Source organism: Streptomyces sp. NPDC053493, from assembly GCF_044544825.1.
Classification (GTDB): Bacteria; Actinomycetota; Actinomycetes; order Streptomycetales; family Streptomycetaceae; genus Streptomyces.
This window is the reverse complement of sequence record NZ_JBITXS010000002.1, coordinates 208,117-223,871: the sequence shown is the minus strand read 5'-3', so window position 1 is coordinate 223,871 and position 15,755 is coordinate 208,117. Positions and strand designations below refer to the sequence as shown.

Genomic DNA, 15,755 nt, shown 5'->3' with positions numbered 1-15,755 from the left:
CCCGCCCGTGAACCACAGCTACGCCGTCGCCGCCGTCACCGCCGTCGTCCTCGCCACCGTCCTCATCGGCGCCTTGGGCCTGCGGATCTCGCGCACCACCTCCGACTTCTACGTGGCCTCCCGCACCGCGGGCCCGCGCCTCAACGCCGCCGCGATCAGCGGCGAGTACCTCTCCGCGGCCTCCTTCCTCGGCATCGCGGGACTCGTCCTCCTCCAGGGCCCCGACATGCTCTGGTACCCGGTCGGCTACACCGCCGGCCACCTCGTGCTGCTGCTCTTCGTCGCGGCCCCGCTGCGCCGCTCCGGTGCCTACACGCTCTCCGACTTCGCCGAGGCCCGCCTGGAGTCGCCGCAGGTCCGCAGGCTCGCCAGCCTCTTCGTCGCCGGCATCGGCTGGCTCTACCTGCTGCCCCAACTCCAGGGCGCCGGGCTCACCCTGGAGATCCTCACCGGCGCGCCCGACTGGCTCGGCGGCCTCGTCGTCGCGCTCGTCGTCACCGGCATCGTCGCCGCCGGCGGCATGCGCAGCATCACCTTCGTCCAGGCCTTCCAGTACGGCCTCAAGCTCACCGCCCTGCTCGTGCCGGCCCTCTTCCTCGTGACGGCCTGGTACGGCGACGGCGCCCCACGCGCCCGCTTCGACGCCCCGGCCGTCCTGCGGGACCACACCACCGTCCGGATCGCCGACACCGTCCGGATCGAGGTCGGCGCCCCGCTGACCCTCACCGTCACCGGCCGGGTCGACGAGCACGCCTACGAGCGGAGCACGGTGACCCTGCGCCCGGGCACCCACCGCGTCGAGGCCGGCACCGAACTCGCCTTCCCGGCGGGCGCGCCCGTCCCGGAGCGCGCCACCACGGGCGCCGATCCGCTCGGCTGGTCCCAGCCGCTGGCCGGCGGCCGCGACGGCCACCAGCTGTACGCCACCTACGGCCTGATCCTCGCCACCTTCCTCGGCACCATGGGCCTGCCGCACGTCGCCGTCCGCTTCTACACCAGCCCGCACGGCGGCGCCGCCCGCCGCACCACCCTCGTCGTCCTCGGCCTGGTCGGCGTCTTCTACCTGCTGCCACCGCTCTACGGCGCGCTCGGCCGGATCTACGCGCCCGAACTCGCCCTCACCGGCGCCGCGGACGCCGCGGTGCTCGTGCTGCCCGAGCGGATGCTCGGCGGCGTCCTCGGCGACCTGCTGGGCGCGCTCCTCGCCGGCGGCGCCTTCGCCGCGTTCCTGTCGACCGCCTCCGGCCTCACCATGGCGGTCGCCGGCGTCCTCACCCAGGACGTGCTGCCCTCCCGGGGCGTCCGGCACTTCCGGCTCGCGACGCTGCTCGCCACGGCCGTGCCGCTGACCGTCGGCGTCGTCGCCTCCAAGGTGCCGGTCGCCGACGCCGTCGGGCTCGCCTTCGCGGTCTCCGCCTCCTCCTTCTGCCCGCTGCTCGTCCTCGGCATCTGGTGGCGCCGGCTCACCCCGCCCGGCGCCGTCGCCGGACTCCTGCTCGGCGGCGGCTCGGCGCTGACCGCCGTCATGGCCACCCGGGCCGGACTGCCGCCGGGAGGCTGGGCGCACACCCTGATGGCCTGGCCGGCCGTCTGGTCGGTGCCGCTCGGCTTCCTCAGCATGGTCCTGGTCTCCCTCGCGACACCGCGCAGCGTCCCGGCCGGCACGCCCCGCATCCTGGCCCGGCTGCACCTGCCGGAGGAGTTCAGCGGCCGGCCGGAACCGCAGGCCCGGGCGGCCGGGCGGTGAGCGGCATCGCGCTGGCCGCCGCCGGGGCCGTGGGCGCCGTGCTGCTGGCCGCCGGCTTCGTCCTCGGCCGGATCACCGCCCGCCGCGGCCGCCGCTCGGCCGACCTGGACCTCGGCACACCCGTCGAACGCGCCACCTTCCACACCCTGCACACCGCCTCGCTCGCCGCGCCGCCGCTGCGCGCCGGGCTCACCGAGGAGACCGCGCGCAAGGCGGCCGGCCGGCTGCGCTCGCTGCTCGGCACCGAGGCGCTGTGCCTCACCGACCGGGAGGCGGTCCTGGCCTGGGACGGGCCGGGCGAAGGGCACCACCGCGACCGGGTCGTGGAGCTGGTCGCCGAGACCCTCGCGTCCGGACGCAGCCGCTCCGCGCAGACCGACTGCCCCGAGGACCGCACGGACGTCTCCTGCCCGCTGCGCTGGGCCGTGGTCGCCCCGCTGACCGGCGAGGACGGCGTGCTCGGCGCCCTCGTCGCGTACGGCTCGCGCGAGTCGGCGGTCCTGGTGCGGGCGGCGACGGAGGTGGCCCGCTGGGTGTCGGTCCAGCTGGAACTGGCCGAGCTGGACCGGTCGCGGACCCGGATGGTGGAGGCGGAGATCCGCGCCCTGCGCGCCCAGATCTCCCCGCACTTCATCTTCAACTCGCTCGCCGCGATCGCCTCGTTCGTCCGCACCGATCCGGAGCGGGCCCGTGAACTGCTGCTGGAGTTCGCCGACTTCACCCGCTACTCCTTCCGGCGGCACGGCGAGTTCGCCCAGCTCGCCGACGAACTGCGGGCCATCGAGCAGTATCTGGCGCTCGCCGGCGCCCGCTTCGGCGACCGCCTCAAGGTGACGCTGCGGATCGCGCCGGAGGTGCTGCCGGTGACGCTGCCCTTCCTCTGTCTGCAGCCGCTGGTGGAGAACGCGGTCAAGCACGGCCTGGAGGACTCCGCCGAGGGCTGCCGGGTGGTGATCGCGGCCCGCGACGCGGGCGCCGAGGCGGAGGTGACGGTCGAGGACGACGGCGTCGGCATGGACCCGGAGGCGCTGCGCGCGATCCTGCGCGGCGAGCGGCCCTCCGCCTCCGGGCTCGGCCTGTCCAACGTGGACGAACGGCTCCGCCAGGTGTACGGGTCCGCGTACGGGCTCGTCATCGAGACCGGCGTCGGCGCGGGCATGAAGGTGACCGTACGGATCCCCAAGTACCGTCCCGGCGTGCACCCGACGGCCTGACAGCGACCGGCCACCGGCCGCCGTTCAGCACAGGTGCAGGGCGAGATGGCCGAGGGCCACGCCCAGGCGCCAGGCCGGCAGCCACACCTGACGGCTCTCGTCGACGCCCGCGAGCCCGGCCAGGCCCGCCAGGTCGGCGGCGCGCAGCTCGGTGGCCCGCAGCCGCCGCCAGGTGTCCCGGGCGAGGGCCAGATCCGCGTCCGGCGGACCGGCCGCCGCCGTCTCCAGGCGGGCGTCGACCCAGGCGGACCAGGGATGGTCGTGGGCGGTGAGCCGCAGCCAGTCCGCCGTGCCGGCGCCCGAGAGCAGGATGGTGAGGGCGAGGGTCCGCAGCCCCGCCCGGAACTCCAGCGAGCCGGGTTCGACGAGACCGCTCGTCCGCATCACGTCGTCGGCCGCGTACTCGGCGCACAGCCAGTCCATGGGGACGGCGAGCCCGCCTCCGCCGGTGCCGTTCGTGCTCTCGGGCAGCACCCTTTCCACCTTCTCCCGGACGTTCCTGACGAGACCCCGACGACGGGCCTCCTCCGAGAGACTGCTCCGAGAACGCCGCGCGCGGGGTGCACTTGACTCAACTCGCCCGGCGGGTTTCGGTTCCGCTGTCCGTCACATCGGTGCAGGTGGGAGCCGTGTGACGGAGGTGAAGGGCGGGAGAGAGGTGCCTGGGGCGCGCGGCGGCCGGACGGTTCAGCCGAGCAGTGCGTACACCGCCGTCGCATGGGCCGCGGTCTCGTCCGTCCCGTCGGCGGTCATGACGATGTCGGCGAACGCCATCCGCTTGCCCGACTTGGTCAGCCGCGCCCGCACCAGGACGTCCGCGCCGGCCACCGCGCGCTGGAAGCTGATCGACTGCTGCACCGTGGTCATCGGGACGAAGCCGCCGCGGGCGGCGGCCACCGCGATGACGGTCGCGGTGTCGGCCGCGGCCATCAGCGCCTGGCCGGACAGCCCGCCGCCCTCCCGGGCGAGCCGGTCGGACCAGGGAAGCCTGAGGACGGCCTCCTGACGGTCCACGGAGGACACGGAGAGGCCCAGATCGAGCACCCAGGGCGCGAAGTTGTCGGCGAGGATCTTTTCGGCGGCGGCGAGAGTCAGCGTCACGAGCGTCATTGTGGGGCGGCGGCCCGGGACCGGGCAACGCCCGTGCGGCGTGACGGCCGGTAGCCGGGCAGCCGGTGGCCGAGCTGGCGCAGCGCGTAGTACGAGCGGGACTTGACGGTGCCGGCCGGGATGCCGAGCTCGGCGGCGGCCTCGTTGACCGTCAGGCCGTGGAAGTAGAGCCGCACCAGGACCGCGCGGTGCTCCGGGCTCAGGTCCCGGACCGCGGCCCGTACGTCGAGGGCGGCGTCGGCGGACTCGGTGGCGTCGGCCGGGTCGGCGGCCACCGCGAGGAGCTCGTCGCCGACCTCGGTGGGCCGTGACAGCCGGGAGCGGCGGGCGTCGATGGCGAGCCGGCGGGCGACCGTGAAGAGCCAGGGCCGCATGGAGTCGTAGGCGGAGTCGAAGGCCTCGGGATGCAGCCAGGCCCGGACCAGGGTCTCCTGCGCCAGGTCCTCGGCGCGCTGCCGGTCGCCGTGGGTCAGCCCGAGGAGGAAGGCGAGCAGCGCCTGGCCGTGCTCGCGCTGGAGCTCCTTCAGGGCGCGTTCGTCGGTGGTCGCCGTTGCCGTCGTCATGACGCCGTATACGAACGCATCCGGGCGGTGGTGGACAGGGAACGGACGGATGTCTGCGACGAACGGTCGCACCGAGCGGTGAACGGTACGGCGAACGGTCGAGTGGACCGCTTGCGTCCGATTCAGCGGGTTTCGCCCGATGCACGGCAATGACCCTTGACTGGGGCTTATCTGCCCTATGAATTCGCAGGACAAGATGTTCATCCTACGAATCAGCGGAGTCCGGCAGATGACCCCACGCACCCGCACCGGCGCGGCGGCCCTCGCCGCCCTCCTGCTCACCGCCGCCGCCGGCTGCGCCGTCGACGGCCGCGCTCCCGGCCGGCCCGCCGGCCCGAGCGGCCCTGCGCACCGGACCGCCGCGCCCGGCGCCGCCTCGGCCCCGGCATCCTTCACCCTCGTCGCCTCCGGCGACGTCCTGCCGCACGACTCGATCATCCAGCAGGCCGCCGTGGACGCGGGCGGCGCCGGCTACGACTTCCGCCCCATGCTGCTCGGCGTCAAGCCCGTCGTCTCCGCCGCCGACCTGGCCATCTGTCACATGGAGACCGTCTACGGCGAGAAGGGCGGCCCCTACACCGGCTATCCCGCCTTCAAGTCGCCGCCCGAGGTCGCCGTCGCCCTCAAGGAGACCGGCTACGACTCCTGCTCCACCGCCTCCAACCACACCCTGGACGACGGCGCCGCCGGGCTGGGGCGCACCCTCGACGCCCTCGACCGGGCCGGAGTGCGGCACGCCGGCTCCGCCCGTACCGCCGAGGAGGCCGCCCGGCCCACCCTGCTCAAGGCGGGCGGCGCCACCGTGGCCCAGCTCGCCTACACCTACGACACCAACGGCTATCCGCTGCCCGAAGGCCGACCCTGGGCCGTCAACCTCATCGACGAGCACGAGATCGTCGCCGACGCCCGGGCCGCCCGCGAGGCCGGCGCCGACGTCGTGGTGGTCTCGATCCACTGGGGCACCGAATGGCAGACCGCTCCCGACGAACAGCAGCTCACGCTCGGCCGGGCGCTCACCGCCTCGCGCACCGGCGACCGGCCCGACATCGACCTCGTGCTCGGCACGCACAGCCATGTGCCGCAGGCCTACGAGAAGGTCAACGGCACCTGGATCGTCTACGGCATGGGCGACCAGATCGCCGGCGACATGATCAACCACTCCGGCTCCTACGACCGCCGCGGCAACGAGGGCACCCTGGGACGGTTCACCTTCGCGCCGCCCACCGCGCCCGGCCGGCGCTGGGAGGTGACCAGGGCCGAGTTCGTGCCGCAGTTCTTCGACACCGCCCGCGGCCGGGTGGTGAACCTCAACGACGCCATCCGGAAGGGCGAGGGCCGATACGTCGAGATCCGGGACGCCGTCCGCGAGGTCGTCCTCGGCCGCGGCGCCGACCACGACGGCCTGGTGATGGGGGAGTAGCGGAATCCGGGAGCGCTACGGGACCACGGTGACCGGCCAGCGGCCCGCCTTCACCAGGCGGACCGCCACCGAGCCGACGAAGCGGTGACCCGCCGACTCCGAGGCGCCCACCACCACCGCGTCCGCCGTCAGCTCGTCGGCCGCCGCGACCAGACCCGCGTACGCGTCCCCGCGGAAGGTGTGGAACTCCCAGCGCACGTTCCAGATCTCCCGCACCCGCTCCGCGGACTCCCGGATCTCCGCCACCAGGCTCTCGGCGATCTCCTCCGTCGCTCCCGCGACCGGCGCCCCGAGCGCCGCGCCCGCCGCGAGCACGGGCTGGACGTAGACGAGGGCCAGCAGGGCGTTCTGGCGCCGGGCGAGCCCGGCCGCGTAGGCCGCCGCGCGCAGCGAGGAGTCCGACCCGTCGACCCCGGCGACGATCACCTTCGGGCCGTCCGTACCGCGTTCGAAACCGCTCACCCTCCGAGGTTATCGGCTCATCAGGTGTTTTCGGACACCCGGCCGGTGTCGCTGCGCGGAGCGCGCCGTCCACCGTTCGCACCATTGGTCATGAAAAAGGATGAGACGACCACGGGGCGGCGGTCGCTGCTGCGCCTCGCCGCCGCCCTGGGTGCCACCGTCACCGTCGGGGTCTTCGCCAGGAACGGTCTGACCGGCCCCGACGCCGCGCCCGAGGCGGCCGCCGGCGCCGCCTCCGGCACGGCGTCCCCGTCCGTCCCGCCCACCCCCGGCGCCGCGGGCCCCGAGACCAGGGCCCAGGAGCGGGCCCGGGCGCGGACCGCCCGGCCCAAACCCGGCGCGTACCGGCTCCAGCCGATGACCGGCTACGCGCCGCCCGCCTACCGGCGGGCCCTGCCGCCGGTCAGGACCCGGCCGTTCCTGCGGCTGACCGGTGTCGGCCGCTCGATGGTGCTCACCTTCGACGACGGGCCCGATCCGCGCTACACGCCGGAGATCCTCGACACCCTGCGCCACTACGACTGCCGGGCGATGTTCTTCGTGTGCGGCGAGATGGCGGTCGACAACCAGGACCTGCTGAAGCGGATGGCCGAGGACGGGCACGTCGTGGGCAACCACTCCTGGTCCCATCCGCTCGTGCCCAAGCTCCGGCCCTCACGCATCCGCCAGGAGCTCGGCTCCACCAGCGAGGTCATCGAGGAGGCCCTCGGCGCACCGCCGCTGTGGTACCGGGCGCCGTACGGGGCCTGGAACCGGCTCTCCTTCGAGATCGCCGCCGAGCTCGGCATGGAGCCGCTGGCCTGGACCGTCGACACGCTCGACTGGCAGGAGCCGCCCACCGGCACCATCGTCCGCCGGGTCCTGGACGGGGCCGGGCCCGGCGTCGTCGTCCTCAACCACGACGCCGGCGGCAACCGTTCGCACAGCGTCGCCGCCCTCAGGCGCTATCTGCCCCGGCTCCTCGACGACGGCTACAGCATCACCGTCCCGCGCCGCTGAAGCCCGCCGCCTCCGGCGTACGCCAAGGGCCCCGGCACCTCCACGGTGCCGGGGCCCTGCGCGCGCCGTGGGTCAGCGCGAGCCCACCATCCGGGCGAAGACGACCACGTTGCCGTCGTAGCCGTGCGCCCGCGAGTAGCCGCCGCCGCAGGTGATCACGCGAAGCTCGGGCTCGCCGGTGTCGCCGTACACCGCCACGCCGGGGAAGTCGTTCTTGGCGTACACCTCCACGCCGTAGATCTCGAAGACGGCGACCCGTCCGTCGTAGCGCTCCACCTCGATGTGCTGGCCCCGGCGCAGCGAACCGAGCCCGTAGAACACCGCGGGCCCCGCCATGTTGTCGACGTGGCCCACCACGACCGCCGTGCCGCGCATGCCCGGCGCGATGCCGTTCTGGTACCAGCCGGCGAGGTTGGCGTCCTGCGGCGGCGGGGCGGCGATCCAGCCGTTGTCGTCCAGGCCCACGTCCAGGAGCGGCGCCTCGACCTGGATGGCCGGGATCCGGATCCGGGAGGCCGGCGCGAAGGCCAGCGGCTCGAGCCCGGTGGCCCGCGACGGCGCCGGACCGATCGGCCGGGCCACCGTACGGGCCGCGGCGGTCGGCTGCGGCGGGCCGGACTCGAACCCGACCCCGTTGCGCATTATCGCCAGGCCGGACAGCATGACGAGGGCCAGGGCGCCCCAGGGCTGGCGTCTCCTGGCGGCATCGAGGAAGCTGAAGTCCTTCGGGCTCATGGTTCTCCCTTGGTGGCGTTCACGGGAACGGTAAGGGCACTGTCGCGAACCGGCGATCGGAGCGGGGCGAACGGGTGTCCGCCGACGGGGCGACCCTCCACGAGGGTGACCCGCGCGCTGCGCCATCCGAGTATTCGTCAGATCATCGGCCTGACGTCGTGTGACCTGCGCTTCCGTCAGATTTCCACCCCCGTTCGGCCGGTGCCCGCCCTCACCGGCCCGGCCCAGTGCCGAAATGCGCAGGTCGTCCCGACTTGTGATGGTTCGTCATGGAAGGCGTACTCGTCGAATCTCCCGGAGCACCGCTTTGGGGCGCCTTCCAGTGGAGGTTCAACCATGCGTGCTGCACGCACTCTGGCGGTGACGGCGACGGCGTTCGCGGCGCTCGGGCTCGCGGCCCCCCTCGCCACCGCCACCAACGAGCCCGGAAACGTGTCCGCCGACGCCGTCCAGGTCCAGCGGGGCGGTGACAACACCAACGGCGTCACCGTCTCGCCCTTCGCCGTCCACCAGGGCGGGCTCCTCACCATCACGGCCAGGGGCTGCGCCGGTGGCACGGTCACGTCCGACGCCTTTACGACGACCAACCTCACCGGCTCCACCAACGGGCTGTCCACCGCCACCGTGCGCATCTTCAACAACGCCACGCCCGGCCAGCACACCCTGACCGTCACGTGCGACGGCCGGACGCGCACCGCGTCCTTCCGGGTGCTCGCCGGCCAGGGCGCGGCGGGCGGCCTCGGCGGCTCGCTGGCCCCGAGCTCCACCGAGATGGCGGTGGGCGGCAGCCTCGTCGCCGCCGCCGCGCTGGGCGGAGGCCTGTTCGTCGCCCGCCGGCGCCGCATGTCCGGCGCGGTCTGACCGGTCGAACCTCCCGGTCGGCCGCAACGCCCGTCGCCCCCGAGTCCTGTTCAGGGCTCGGGGGCGACGGGCGTCGCGTGGTCCGCGGGAGAGGGAAGGAGTGCGGGCGTGGGCACCCGCCGCCCGGTCAGTGCCGCCGGCCGGCGGCCGACCTGCGGCGGATCGCGTAGACCAGCCCGCCCGCCGCGGCGACCACGAGCGTCCCGCCGGCCGCGAGGGTCCAGGCGTTCGTCGCGTCCGTCGAGCCGCCGAGGCCGCCCGCGACGCCGCGCGGTGTGGTGAGCGGCGCGACCGCGGTCGAGCGCGAGGTGGGCGTCGGCGTCGAGGTCGCACCGCCGCTGATGGTGAGGTCGACGGTGCCCTGGATGCCCGTGGAGCAGGTGAAGGTGACGGTGTAGACGGCGCCGCGCTTGGCGTCGGTGTCCACCAGGGCCGTGGAGCCCGCGCCGGCCGGGATCGTGACGGTGTCGAAGACGCCGGACGAGGCCGTCGCGGTGCCCGCGCAGCCAGGGGCGCTGAGGGTGATACGGCCGCCCGGCGCGACGATGCCGGGAGTGATGACGAAGTCGCCCACGGCCTTCGCCCGGGGCGCCCGGGGGTTCGCCGCCGGGGCGCCGCCGCCGTCCGCGGCGACGGCGGACGGGACGGCGGTCAGGGCGAGGCTGGCCGCCCCCAGCAGAACGGTGGTAGCGGCACGTATCGCGCGCATGGTGAGTCCTCCGGGTCCCCGAGGGGCAGCGGCGGAAGGGGTTTTCCGCGAACGGCAGGGGATGCCCCTCGATACCCGGAACGCTAGGAGGCCCCTATCACAGCCGCGATCCCAGAGGTGCGAACGGGGCAGTGAAGTCACCCGCCCGGCCTACGAAACGGCTCCCGGTCAGTCCGTGAGCTGCGGGAACAGATCGGTGAACGGCGCGGCGGTGGCCGAGATGCCGCGACCGAAGGGCGCGTCGAAGTCCCAGATGAGGAACAGCAGGAAGGCGATGAGCGCGCTGAAGAGGCCGGCGAGCAGCAGTTCCTTGCCGGTGCGGCGGATCTGCAGGGTGAAGATCAGGCCCACCGTCACCAGTGCCCCGATGATCAGACCGAACCACACCACGCCGGGCATCGTCTCGCCCGCGTTCTGCCCACGGGCGCCGCGGGCGTCGTCGACGATCGTCACCTGGTCCACCAGCGGCTGGTAGGCCTGGCCCTCGAAGTCGTTCGCCGGCTGGTAGTCGGTGACGCTCCGGCGGACCCGCTCCAGGAGCTCCGTGCCCCGGGCGTCGAGCTCGCCGTGCTCCGCCATGTACGGGAACTCCTCGTCCACGACGTACCGCACGTACGCGTCGACGTCGGCCCGGATCCGGTCCCGGGGGGCCTGCGGGTACACCTCGGCTCGGGCCGAGATCTCGTGCAGGGCCTGCGCCTCCTGGCGCACGGTCTCCTGGGCGGCGCTGCGGGCCTCCCAGACGCCGGCGATGGCGAGGCCGAGGACGATGGCGTACACCACGCCGATCATCATCGTCATGTACTCGATGACGTCCGGCGTCTCGGTGGGGTCGTCGTCGTCCGGGATCCGGCGGTGGTTGATGACGACGATGGTCAGGACGACGGCGCACGCGGCGGCCATCGCCAGGGTCAGGACGAGCCATTCGGACAAGGTTTCCTCCGTTGGCCGAGCGGGGCGCTCGGCGAGAGCGGCAGCGGGGCCGGACGTGAGCGGTCCCGGGCGTGAGCGGTCCCGGGCGTGAGCGGTCCCGGGCGTGAGCGGTCCCGGGTCAGCGGGAGCGCGGACGCAGGATCGCGGTCGCGAGCACCGCGGGCGCGGTGACGAGCAGGGTCGTGGTGAGCACGTTCGGGGCGCTCTTCGGCTTGGCCCGGGACGCCCGCTGGTAGTGCGGCAGGGCGACGGGCCGGGGCGCCGGCGGTCGCGGGCGCACGGTCGGCGGTGGTGAGGGCGAGGGGCTGGGCGGGGGCGGCGGCTCCGCCTCCGGTGTACGCGGCGCGGGCCGCGGCGGCGCGGGCCGTGGCGCCGGTGCCGGCGGCGGCGTGGTGCGCACCGGCGGCGGAGGCTTCGGCGCGGGCGGCTTCGGCGAGGGCTTGGGCGGCTTGGAGGGATGCGGGGGGTGGGTCGGGTGAGGCGGATGGGTGGGATGCGGCGGGTGGGTCGGATGCGGCGGGTGGGTCGGGAAGCACGGCCCCGAGCCGGCCACCGCGACCGCGTACGAATCGCCGGGCCCGACCCACGCGGAGGCGCACGCGTCGGCCGCGGCGGGCGCCGGTGCGGCGAGCAGCCACACCAGCGCTCCGGCCGCGAGCGGGCGCGCGAGCAGCGACCCGTACCGGGGCGGGTGGTACCGAGGCAGGAGAGACACGCCGAGCAGCATGATCACGCGATCCGCCCGGCCGGGCCGGAACGGCCCCGGATTCCCCGGATGGAGCGGATCTGACGCCGTACTGGTTTGACGTTTCCGTCGATTCTGTCGTCCCACGCGCTACCCAACGGCATCAAGGGCCCTGCCGTTGCGGGGGATTGGGAGGAATCGGAGGCGCTGAACACCGGACGCGGGCCGTTTTCCCGATAACTGGCCGGTAGTCGCCGTCCGTTGGGCCCCGCCCGGCGTCCTGCGCCGCTTCCGGGCTGCGCGGTCACACCCGTTCGGGCGACGCACGCCCGGATGCACGTGAAGGTGCACGGTCCGAAGGCGTGAACTCTTCCGTAAGAGACGCACGTGCCAATGGCGTGTGACCAAGAACGGATCGCGAATTTCCGTTTCTGCTCGCTCTCCCGGCGGGCGATCAGTAGCCTCAGCTCGAACGTCGGCCGCGAACACCCGGCCGCATCCCATGGCGACTTGTTGGAGACTTTGATGGAGCGTCCCGCCTGGGCTCCGCCGGGCATCGATATCTCGGTGCCGAGCGTGTCCCGTATGTACGACTTCTATCTGGGCGGCTCGCACAATTTCGAAGTGGACCGGGAAGCGGCCCGCAAGGCCATGGAGTTCCTGCCGGGACTGCCCAAGATCATGCAGGCGAACCGTGCCTTCATGCGCCGCGCCGTCCGCCACGCGGTGGCGGACGGCGTCACCCAGTTCCTCGACATCGGCTCCGGGATACCCACCTTCGGCAACGTCCACGAGATCGCCCAGGCCGCCACCGACGAGGCCCGCGTGGTCTACGTCGACCACGACCCGGTCGCCGTCGCCCACAGCCGGGCCGTGCTCGACGGCGACGACCGCTCGGCCGTGGTCGCCGCCGACCTGCGCAAGCCCCGCGAGATCCTGCACAGCCGCGAGGTCGCCGAACTCCTCGACCTCGACCGCCCGGTGGCCCTGTTGCTCGTCGCCGTGCTGCACTTCCTGGAGGACGACGACGAACCGGCCGACGCCGTCGCCGAACTCCTCGACGCGCTCGCGCCCGGCAGCCTCCTCGTCCTCACCCACGCCGCCCACGAGGGCATCCCGGCCACCGAGGACCGGACCGGCGGCGTCGTCGACGTCTACCGCGACATCCGCAACCCGCTCGTCATGCGCTCCCGGGACGAGATCGCCCGGTTCTTCGACGGCACCGAGCTGCTCGAGCCCGGACTCGTACCGATGCCGCTGTGGCGGCCCGACAGCCCGGACGAGGAGGAGGACCCCTACGCCTTCTCCGGGTTCGCAGGGGTGGGGCGCAAGGCGTGATGGTGCCGTCCCAGCCCTCGGGCTCCGTCGCCGACGCCGACGGCCCGGAGGACAGACTCAGGCGGTTCGTGACCATCTGGAGCCGCGCCGTGTTCCCGGTCACCGCCACCTCGATGACCCGTCAGGAGTTCGAGGGGCACCTGCTGCCGCCGGCCCGGGAACTGTGCGACGCGCTGCACGCCCGGCCCTTCGACACCGCTCCCGCGCACCGCGTCGGCCAGGCCCTCGTGGCCGCCCACTGCACCGATCCCGACGCGCTGGCCCGCAGCCTCGGAGTGGTCGACGCGTATCTGGTGCTCTACTGCGGCGACGAGCAGGAGACCGGCGCCGAGGAGCTGCGGGCCCGCTGCTCCCGCCTCCAGCACGCCATGGCCGCCGGCTTCGCCCAGGCCCTGCGCGAGCGGACCCTCGCCGAACAGGAGTCCATCGCCCAGTCGGCGCTCTCCGCCCGCAGCGCCGCCGAAGTCGCCCTGCACGCCACCGAGAGCCGCTTCCGCGCGGTCTTCGACGGCGCCGCGATCGGCATCGGCATCGCCGACCTCGACGGCAACGTCCTGGAGGTCAACGAGACCCTCACCCGGATGTTCGGCGGCCTGGAGCAGACCGTCCTCAGCCGCAACATCGCCGACTGGAGCCACCCGGAGGACGGACCGCACGTCTGGCGGCTCTACGACGAGCTGGTGCGCGGCGAGCGCGACCACTACCGCGTCGAGAAGCCGTACTACCGCAGCGACGGCACGGTCCTGTGGACCAACCTCACCGTCTCGCTGCTGCGCGACGCCAACGGCGCGCCCCAGTACCAGCTGGCGCTGATGGAGGACACCACCGAACGACGGCTGCTCAACCTGCGGCTGCGTTACGAGGCGACCCATGACGCGCTGACCGGTCTGCCCAACCGGACGCTGTTCTTCGAGCGCCTGGAGAAGGCCCTCGGGCCCGCCGAGGGCAGCCGTTTCGGCCTGTGCTACCTCGACCTCGACGGCTTCAAGGTCATCAACGACAGCCTCGGCCACTCCACCGGTGACCGGCTCCTCGTGGAGGTCGCCGACCGGCTGCAGAGCTGTGTCGCCGCGCCCGGCGAGATGGTCGCCCGGCTCGGCGGCGACGAGTTCGTGGCCCTGACCACCGGACCGGGCACCGAGCGCAAGGTCGCCGAGCTCGCCGACCGGATCCTCGCCGCGCTCGCCTCGCCGATCAGCATCGACGGCCGCGAGCTGACCGTCCGCGGCAGCGTCGGTGTGGTCGAGGGCCCGGCGGGCGAGCGGACCGCGGCCGAGGTGCTGCGCAGCGCCGACATCACCATGTACCGGGCCAAGTCGGCGGGCGGGAACCGCTTCGAGTACGCCGACGCCGAGGCCGACGCGCGGGCCATCACCCGGCACGGGCTGACCACCGCGCTGCCGGCCGCCCTGGAGCGCGGTGAGTTCTTCATCGAGTACCAGCCGCTGGTGCACCTCGGCGACGGCAGCGTGCACGGCGCCGAGGCGCTCGTACGGTGGTGCCATCCGCAGCACGGCGTGCTCGGGCCCGACCGCTTCATCCCGCTCGCCGAGAACACCGGGCTCATCGTGCCGCTCGGCCGCTGGGTGCTCCAGGAGGCCGTGCGCCAGGCCCGGTTCTGGCAGGACGAGGCCCCGGGCGGCCGCAAGGCCACCGGCCCGCTGCGGATCAACGTCAACCTGTCGCCGACCCAGCTGCACCACCCGGGCCTGGTCGCCGAGACGGTCGACGTCCTGGAGCGCTCCGGCCTCGAACCGGGCGCGCTGTGCCTGGAGGTGACCGAGTCCGCGCTGATCGGCGCGGACGACGACCTGCTCAAGCCGCTGCGGCAGCTGGCCGAGATGGGCGTGGACATCGCGCTCGACGACTTCGGCACGGGCTACTCCAACCTGGCGAACCTGCGCCGGCTGCCGGTGAGCGTCCTCAAGCTGGACCGTTCCTTCACCCAGGGCATGCAGCGGCACCCGGCGGACCCGGTCGACCTCAAGATCGTCGAAGGGATCGTGCAGCTGGCCCACAGCCTGGAACTCGCGGTCACCGTCGAGGGCGTGGAGACCGGCGCGCAGGCCGCGCAGCTGCGGGAGCTGGGCTGCGACACGGCCCAGGGCTGGTACTACGCCCGCCCCGGCGCCCCGGACCGGATCCACACGCTCGTACTCGCGGACGCGGTGTAGCCCGGCGCCCGGACCGGGTGCGGCGGGTCAGGCGGGCCGGTCGGGCCGGACGGGTCAGGCGGGCCGGTCGGGTCAGGCGGGCCGGACGGGTCAGGCGGGCCGGACGCCTTCCGCCCGGGGCCGTGGCGCCGGCGGCCAGTCGGGGGCCGGGTCGTCGGGGAGCAAGGGGCGCAGGGCGCCCACCGCGGCGCCGACGCAGGCGTCGCGGAGCTCCGTACGGTCGCAGTGCGCGTGGGTGAGCCAGTCCACGCACAGCACCTGGACGAAGACGAGCCAGGCCCGCAGCGCCGCGGACACGGCGTCGCGGGTGCGGTCGTCGGCGATCGGGAGGACGCCGAGCAGGCGGGCGCGCAGGGCGTCGAGCTCGTCGTTCATGATCGTCTGGATGACCGGGTCGCCGGCCAGCACCCGGTTCGCGGCCAGAACGGCGTGCCGGTTCGCGACGAAGTAGTCGAGGTGGGCGTCGAGGCCCTGCGTCAGCTGCTCGACGAGGCCGGCGTCGGGATCGAGGCGGGTGGCCGCGAGCAGCCGGTCGGCCGCCTGTCCGTAGACCGCGGCGAACAGGGCGTGCTTGCTGGGGAAGTGCCGGTACAGCAGGGCGCGGGACACGCCCGCCCGCTCGGCGACCTCCTCCATCAGCACGTCGTCGTACGGCGCCCGGGCGAAGAGTTCGGCGCCGACGGCGAGGAGTTGGGCGCGGCGGTCGGCGGGGGACAGGCGGCGTCTGGGCGGCACACCGACAGATTACTTGACATGTGTCTACCAGGGAGTCGTACGCTGATCCTTAGTAGACGCATGTCAACTA

The 15,755-nt window shown here is 73.8% G+C and carries 16 protein-coding genes; 7 read left to right on the top strand and 9 right to left on the bottom strand.

Translation table 11 applies throughout. The features are described from left to right. Positions 1 to 7: 7 nt before the first annotated feature. Positions 8 to 1,747 (top strand): cation acetate symporter, encoded by a 1,740-nt coding sequence (locus tag ACIGO8_RS06695; RefSeq protein WP_399724913.1) that lies wholly within the window; start codon positions 8 to 10, stop codon positions 1,745 to 1,747. Further along, positions 1,744 to 2,961 carry a histidine kinase gene (locus ACIGO8_RS06690; protein ID WP_399724910.1) on the top strand — a complete coding sequence of 406 codons (1,218 nt, stop codon included), beginning with the start codon at positions 1,744 to 1,746 and terminating at the stop codon, positions 2,959 to 2,961. The genes ACIGO8_RS06695 and ACIGO8_RS06690 overlap by 4 nt, the downstream gene beginning before the upstream one ends. A 24-nt stretch (positions 2,962 to 2,985) precedes the next feature. Here ACIGO8_RS06690 and ACIGO8_RS06685 read toward each other — a convergent pair whose 3' ends face one another. The 3 genes from ACIGO8_RS06685 to ACIGO8_RS06675 all read right to left on the bottom strand — a co-directional run bounded on the left by ACIGO8_RS06685 (position 2,986) and on the right by ACIGO8_RS06675 (position 4,634). Further along, entirely contained in the window at positions 2,986 to 3,435 is a 450-nt protein-coding gene (locus ACIGO8_RS06685) for a hypothetical protein (protein ID WP_399724907.1), read from the bottom strand. A 213-nt stretch (positions 3,436 to 3,648) separates the two neighbouring features. Continuing rightward, the gene (locus tag ACIGO8_RS06680; protein WP_399724904.1) at positions 3,649 to 4,062 is read right to left on the bottom strand and encodes a PaaI family thioesterase; all 414 of its coding nucleotides are present in this window, start codon (positions 4,060 to 4,062) and stop codon (positions 3,649 to 3,651) included. A gap of 5 nt (positions 4,063 to 4,067) precedes the next feature. Beyond that, entirely contained in the window at positions 4,068 to 4,634 is a 567-nt protein-coding gene (locus ACIGO8_RS06675; RefSeq protein ID WP_399724901.1) for a sigma-70 family RNA polymerase sigma factor, read from the bottom strand. A gap of 229 nt (positions 4,635 to 4,863) precedes the next feature. On the opposite strand from ACIGO8_RS06675, the gene ACIGO8_RS06670 reads away from it, so the two are divergent. Beyond that, positions 4,864 to 6,054, top strand: a complete 1,191-nt coding sequence (locus tag ACIGO8_RS06670; protein ID WP_399724898.1) for a CapA family protein — start codon at positions 4,864 to 4,866, stop codon at positions 6,052 to 6,054. A 15-nt stretch (positions 6,055 to 6,069) separates the two neighbouring features. On the opposite strand, the gene ACIGO8_RS06665 is transcribed toward ACIGO8_RS06670, so the two are convergent. Continuing rightward, on the bottom strand, positions 6,070 to 6,516 hold the full coding sequence (locus tag ACIGO8_RS06665) for a universal stress protein (RefSeq protein WP_399724895.1): 447 nt from the start codon (positions 6,514 to 6,516) through the stop codon (positions 6,070 to 6,072). Between the two features lie 90 nt (positions 6,517 to 6,606). On the opposite strand from ACIGO8_RS06665, the gene ACIGO8_RS06660 reads away from it, so the two are divergent. Then, positions 6,607 to 7,515, top strand: coding sequence for a polysaccharide deacetylase family protein (locus ACIGO8_RS06660; RefSeq protein WP_399724892.1), 909 nt, complete (start codon positions 6,607 to 6,609; stop codon positions 7,513 to 7,515). Between the two features lie 72 nt (positions 7,516 to 7,587). Here the strand turns inward: ACIGO8_RS06660 and ACIGO8_RS06655 are convergent, their stop codons facing one another. After that, entirely contained in the window at positions 7,588 to 8,250 is a 663-nt protein-coding gene (locus tag ACIGO8_RS06655) for a class F sortase (RefSeq protein WP_399724889.1), read from the bottom strand. Between the two features lie 336 nt (positions 8,251 to 8,586). Here ACIGO8_RS06655 and ACIGO8_RS06650 point away from each other — a divergent pair, with 336 nt between their 5' ends. Continuing rightward, positions 8,587 to 9,111, top strand: coding sequence for a hypothetical protein (locus ACIGO8_RS06650; protein WP_399724886.1), 525 nt, complete (start codon positions 8,587 to 8,589; stop codon positions 9,109 to 9,111). Between the two features lie 127 nt (positions 9,112 to 9,238). On the opposite strand, the gene ACIGO8_RS06645 is transcribed toward ACIGO8_RS06650, so the two are convergent. From ACIGO8_RS06645 to ACIGO8_RS06635, 3 genes are all read right to left on the bottom strand, one after another. Beyond that, positions 9,239 to 9,820: a hypothetical protein gene (locus ACIGO8_RS06645; RefSeq protein ID WP_399724883.1), complete on the bottom strand. Its 582-nt coding sequence runs from the start codon at positions 9,818 to 9,820 to the stop codon at positions 9,239 to 9,241. Between the two features lie 168 nt (positions 9,821 to 9,988). After that, positions 9,989 to 10,753, bottom strand: coding sequence for a hypothetical protein (locus ACIGO8_RS06640; protein ID WP_399724880.1), 765 nt, complete (start codon positions 10,751 to 10,753; stop codon positions 9,989 to 9,991). Positions 10,754 to 10,871: 118 nt separating this feature from the next. Next, positions 10,872 to 11,468: a hypothetical protein gene (locus ACIGO8_RS06635; RefSeq protein ID WP_399724877.1), complete on the bottom strand. Its 597-nt coding sequence runs from the start codon at positions 11,466 to 11,468 to the stop codon at positions 10,872 to 10,874. Between the two features lie 495 nt (positions 11,469 to 11,963). Here ACIGO8_RS06635 and ACIGO8_RS06630 point away from each other — a divergent pair, with 495 nt between their 5' ends. Next, positions 11,964 to 12,776 (top strand): SAM-dependent methyltransferase, encoded by an 813-nt coding sequence (locus tag ACIGO8_RS06630; RefSeq protein ID WP_399724874.1) that lies wholly within the window; start codon positions 11,964 to 11,966, stop codon positions 12,774 to 12,776. After that, positions 12,773 to 14,950, top strand: coding sequence for a putative bifunctional diguanylate cyclase/phosphodiesterase (locus ACIGO8_RS06625; RefSeq protein ID WP_399724871.1), 2,178 nt, complete (start codon positions 12,773 to 12,775; stop codon positions 14,948 to 14,950). The genes ACIGO8_RS06630 and ACIGO8_RS06625 overlap by 4 nt, the downstream gene beginning before the upstream one ends. Before the next feature lie 90 nt (positions 14,951 to 15,040). Here the strand turns inward: ACIGO8_RS06625 and ACIGO8_RS06620 are convergent, their stop codons facing one another. Then, entirely contained in the window at positions 15,041 to 15,685 is a 645-nt protein-coding gene (locus tag ACIGO8_RS06620) for a TetR/AcrR family transcriptional regulator (protein ID WP_399724868.1), read from the bottom strand. Positions 15,686 to 15,755 lie beyond the last annotated feature (70 nt).

Bases quoted from the DNA above. Each gene is read 5' to 3' on its own strand.
- ACIGO8_RS06650 (WP_399724886.1), top strand. From the start codon at position 8,587: ATGCGTGCTGCACGCACTCTGGCGGTGACGGCGACGGCGTTCGCGGCG.
- ACIGO8_RS06645 (WP_399724883.1), bottom strand. From the start codon at position 9,820: ATGCGCGCGATACGTGCCGCTACCACCGTTCTGCTGGGGGCGGCCAGC.
- ACIGO8_RS06630 (WP_399724874.1), top strand. From the start codon at position 11,964: ATGGAGCGTCCCGCCTGGGCTCCGCCGGGCATCGATATCTCGGTGCCG.
- ACIGO8_RS06670 (WP_399724898.1), top strand. From the start codon at position 4,864: ATGACCCCACGCACCCGCACCGGCGCGGCGGCCCTCGCCGCCCTCCTG.
- ACIGO8_RS06655 (WP_399724889.1), bottom strand. From the start codon at position 8,250: ATGAGCCCGAAGGACTTCAGCTTCCTCGATGCCGCCAGGAGACGCCAG.
- ACIGO8_RS06675 (WP_399724901.1), bottom strand. From the start codon at position 4,634: ATGACGACGGCAACGGCGACCACCGACGAACGCGCCCTGAAGGAGCTC.
- ACIGO8_RS06660 (WP_399724892.1), top strand. From the start codon at position 6,607: ATGAAAAAGGATGAGACGACCACGGGGCGGCGGTCGCTGCTGCGCCTC.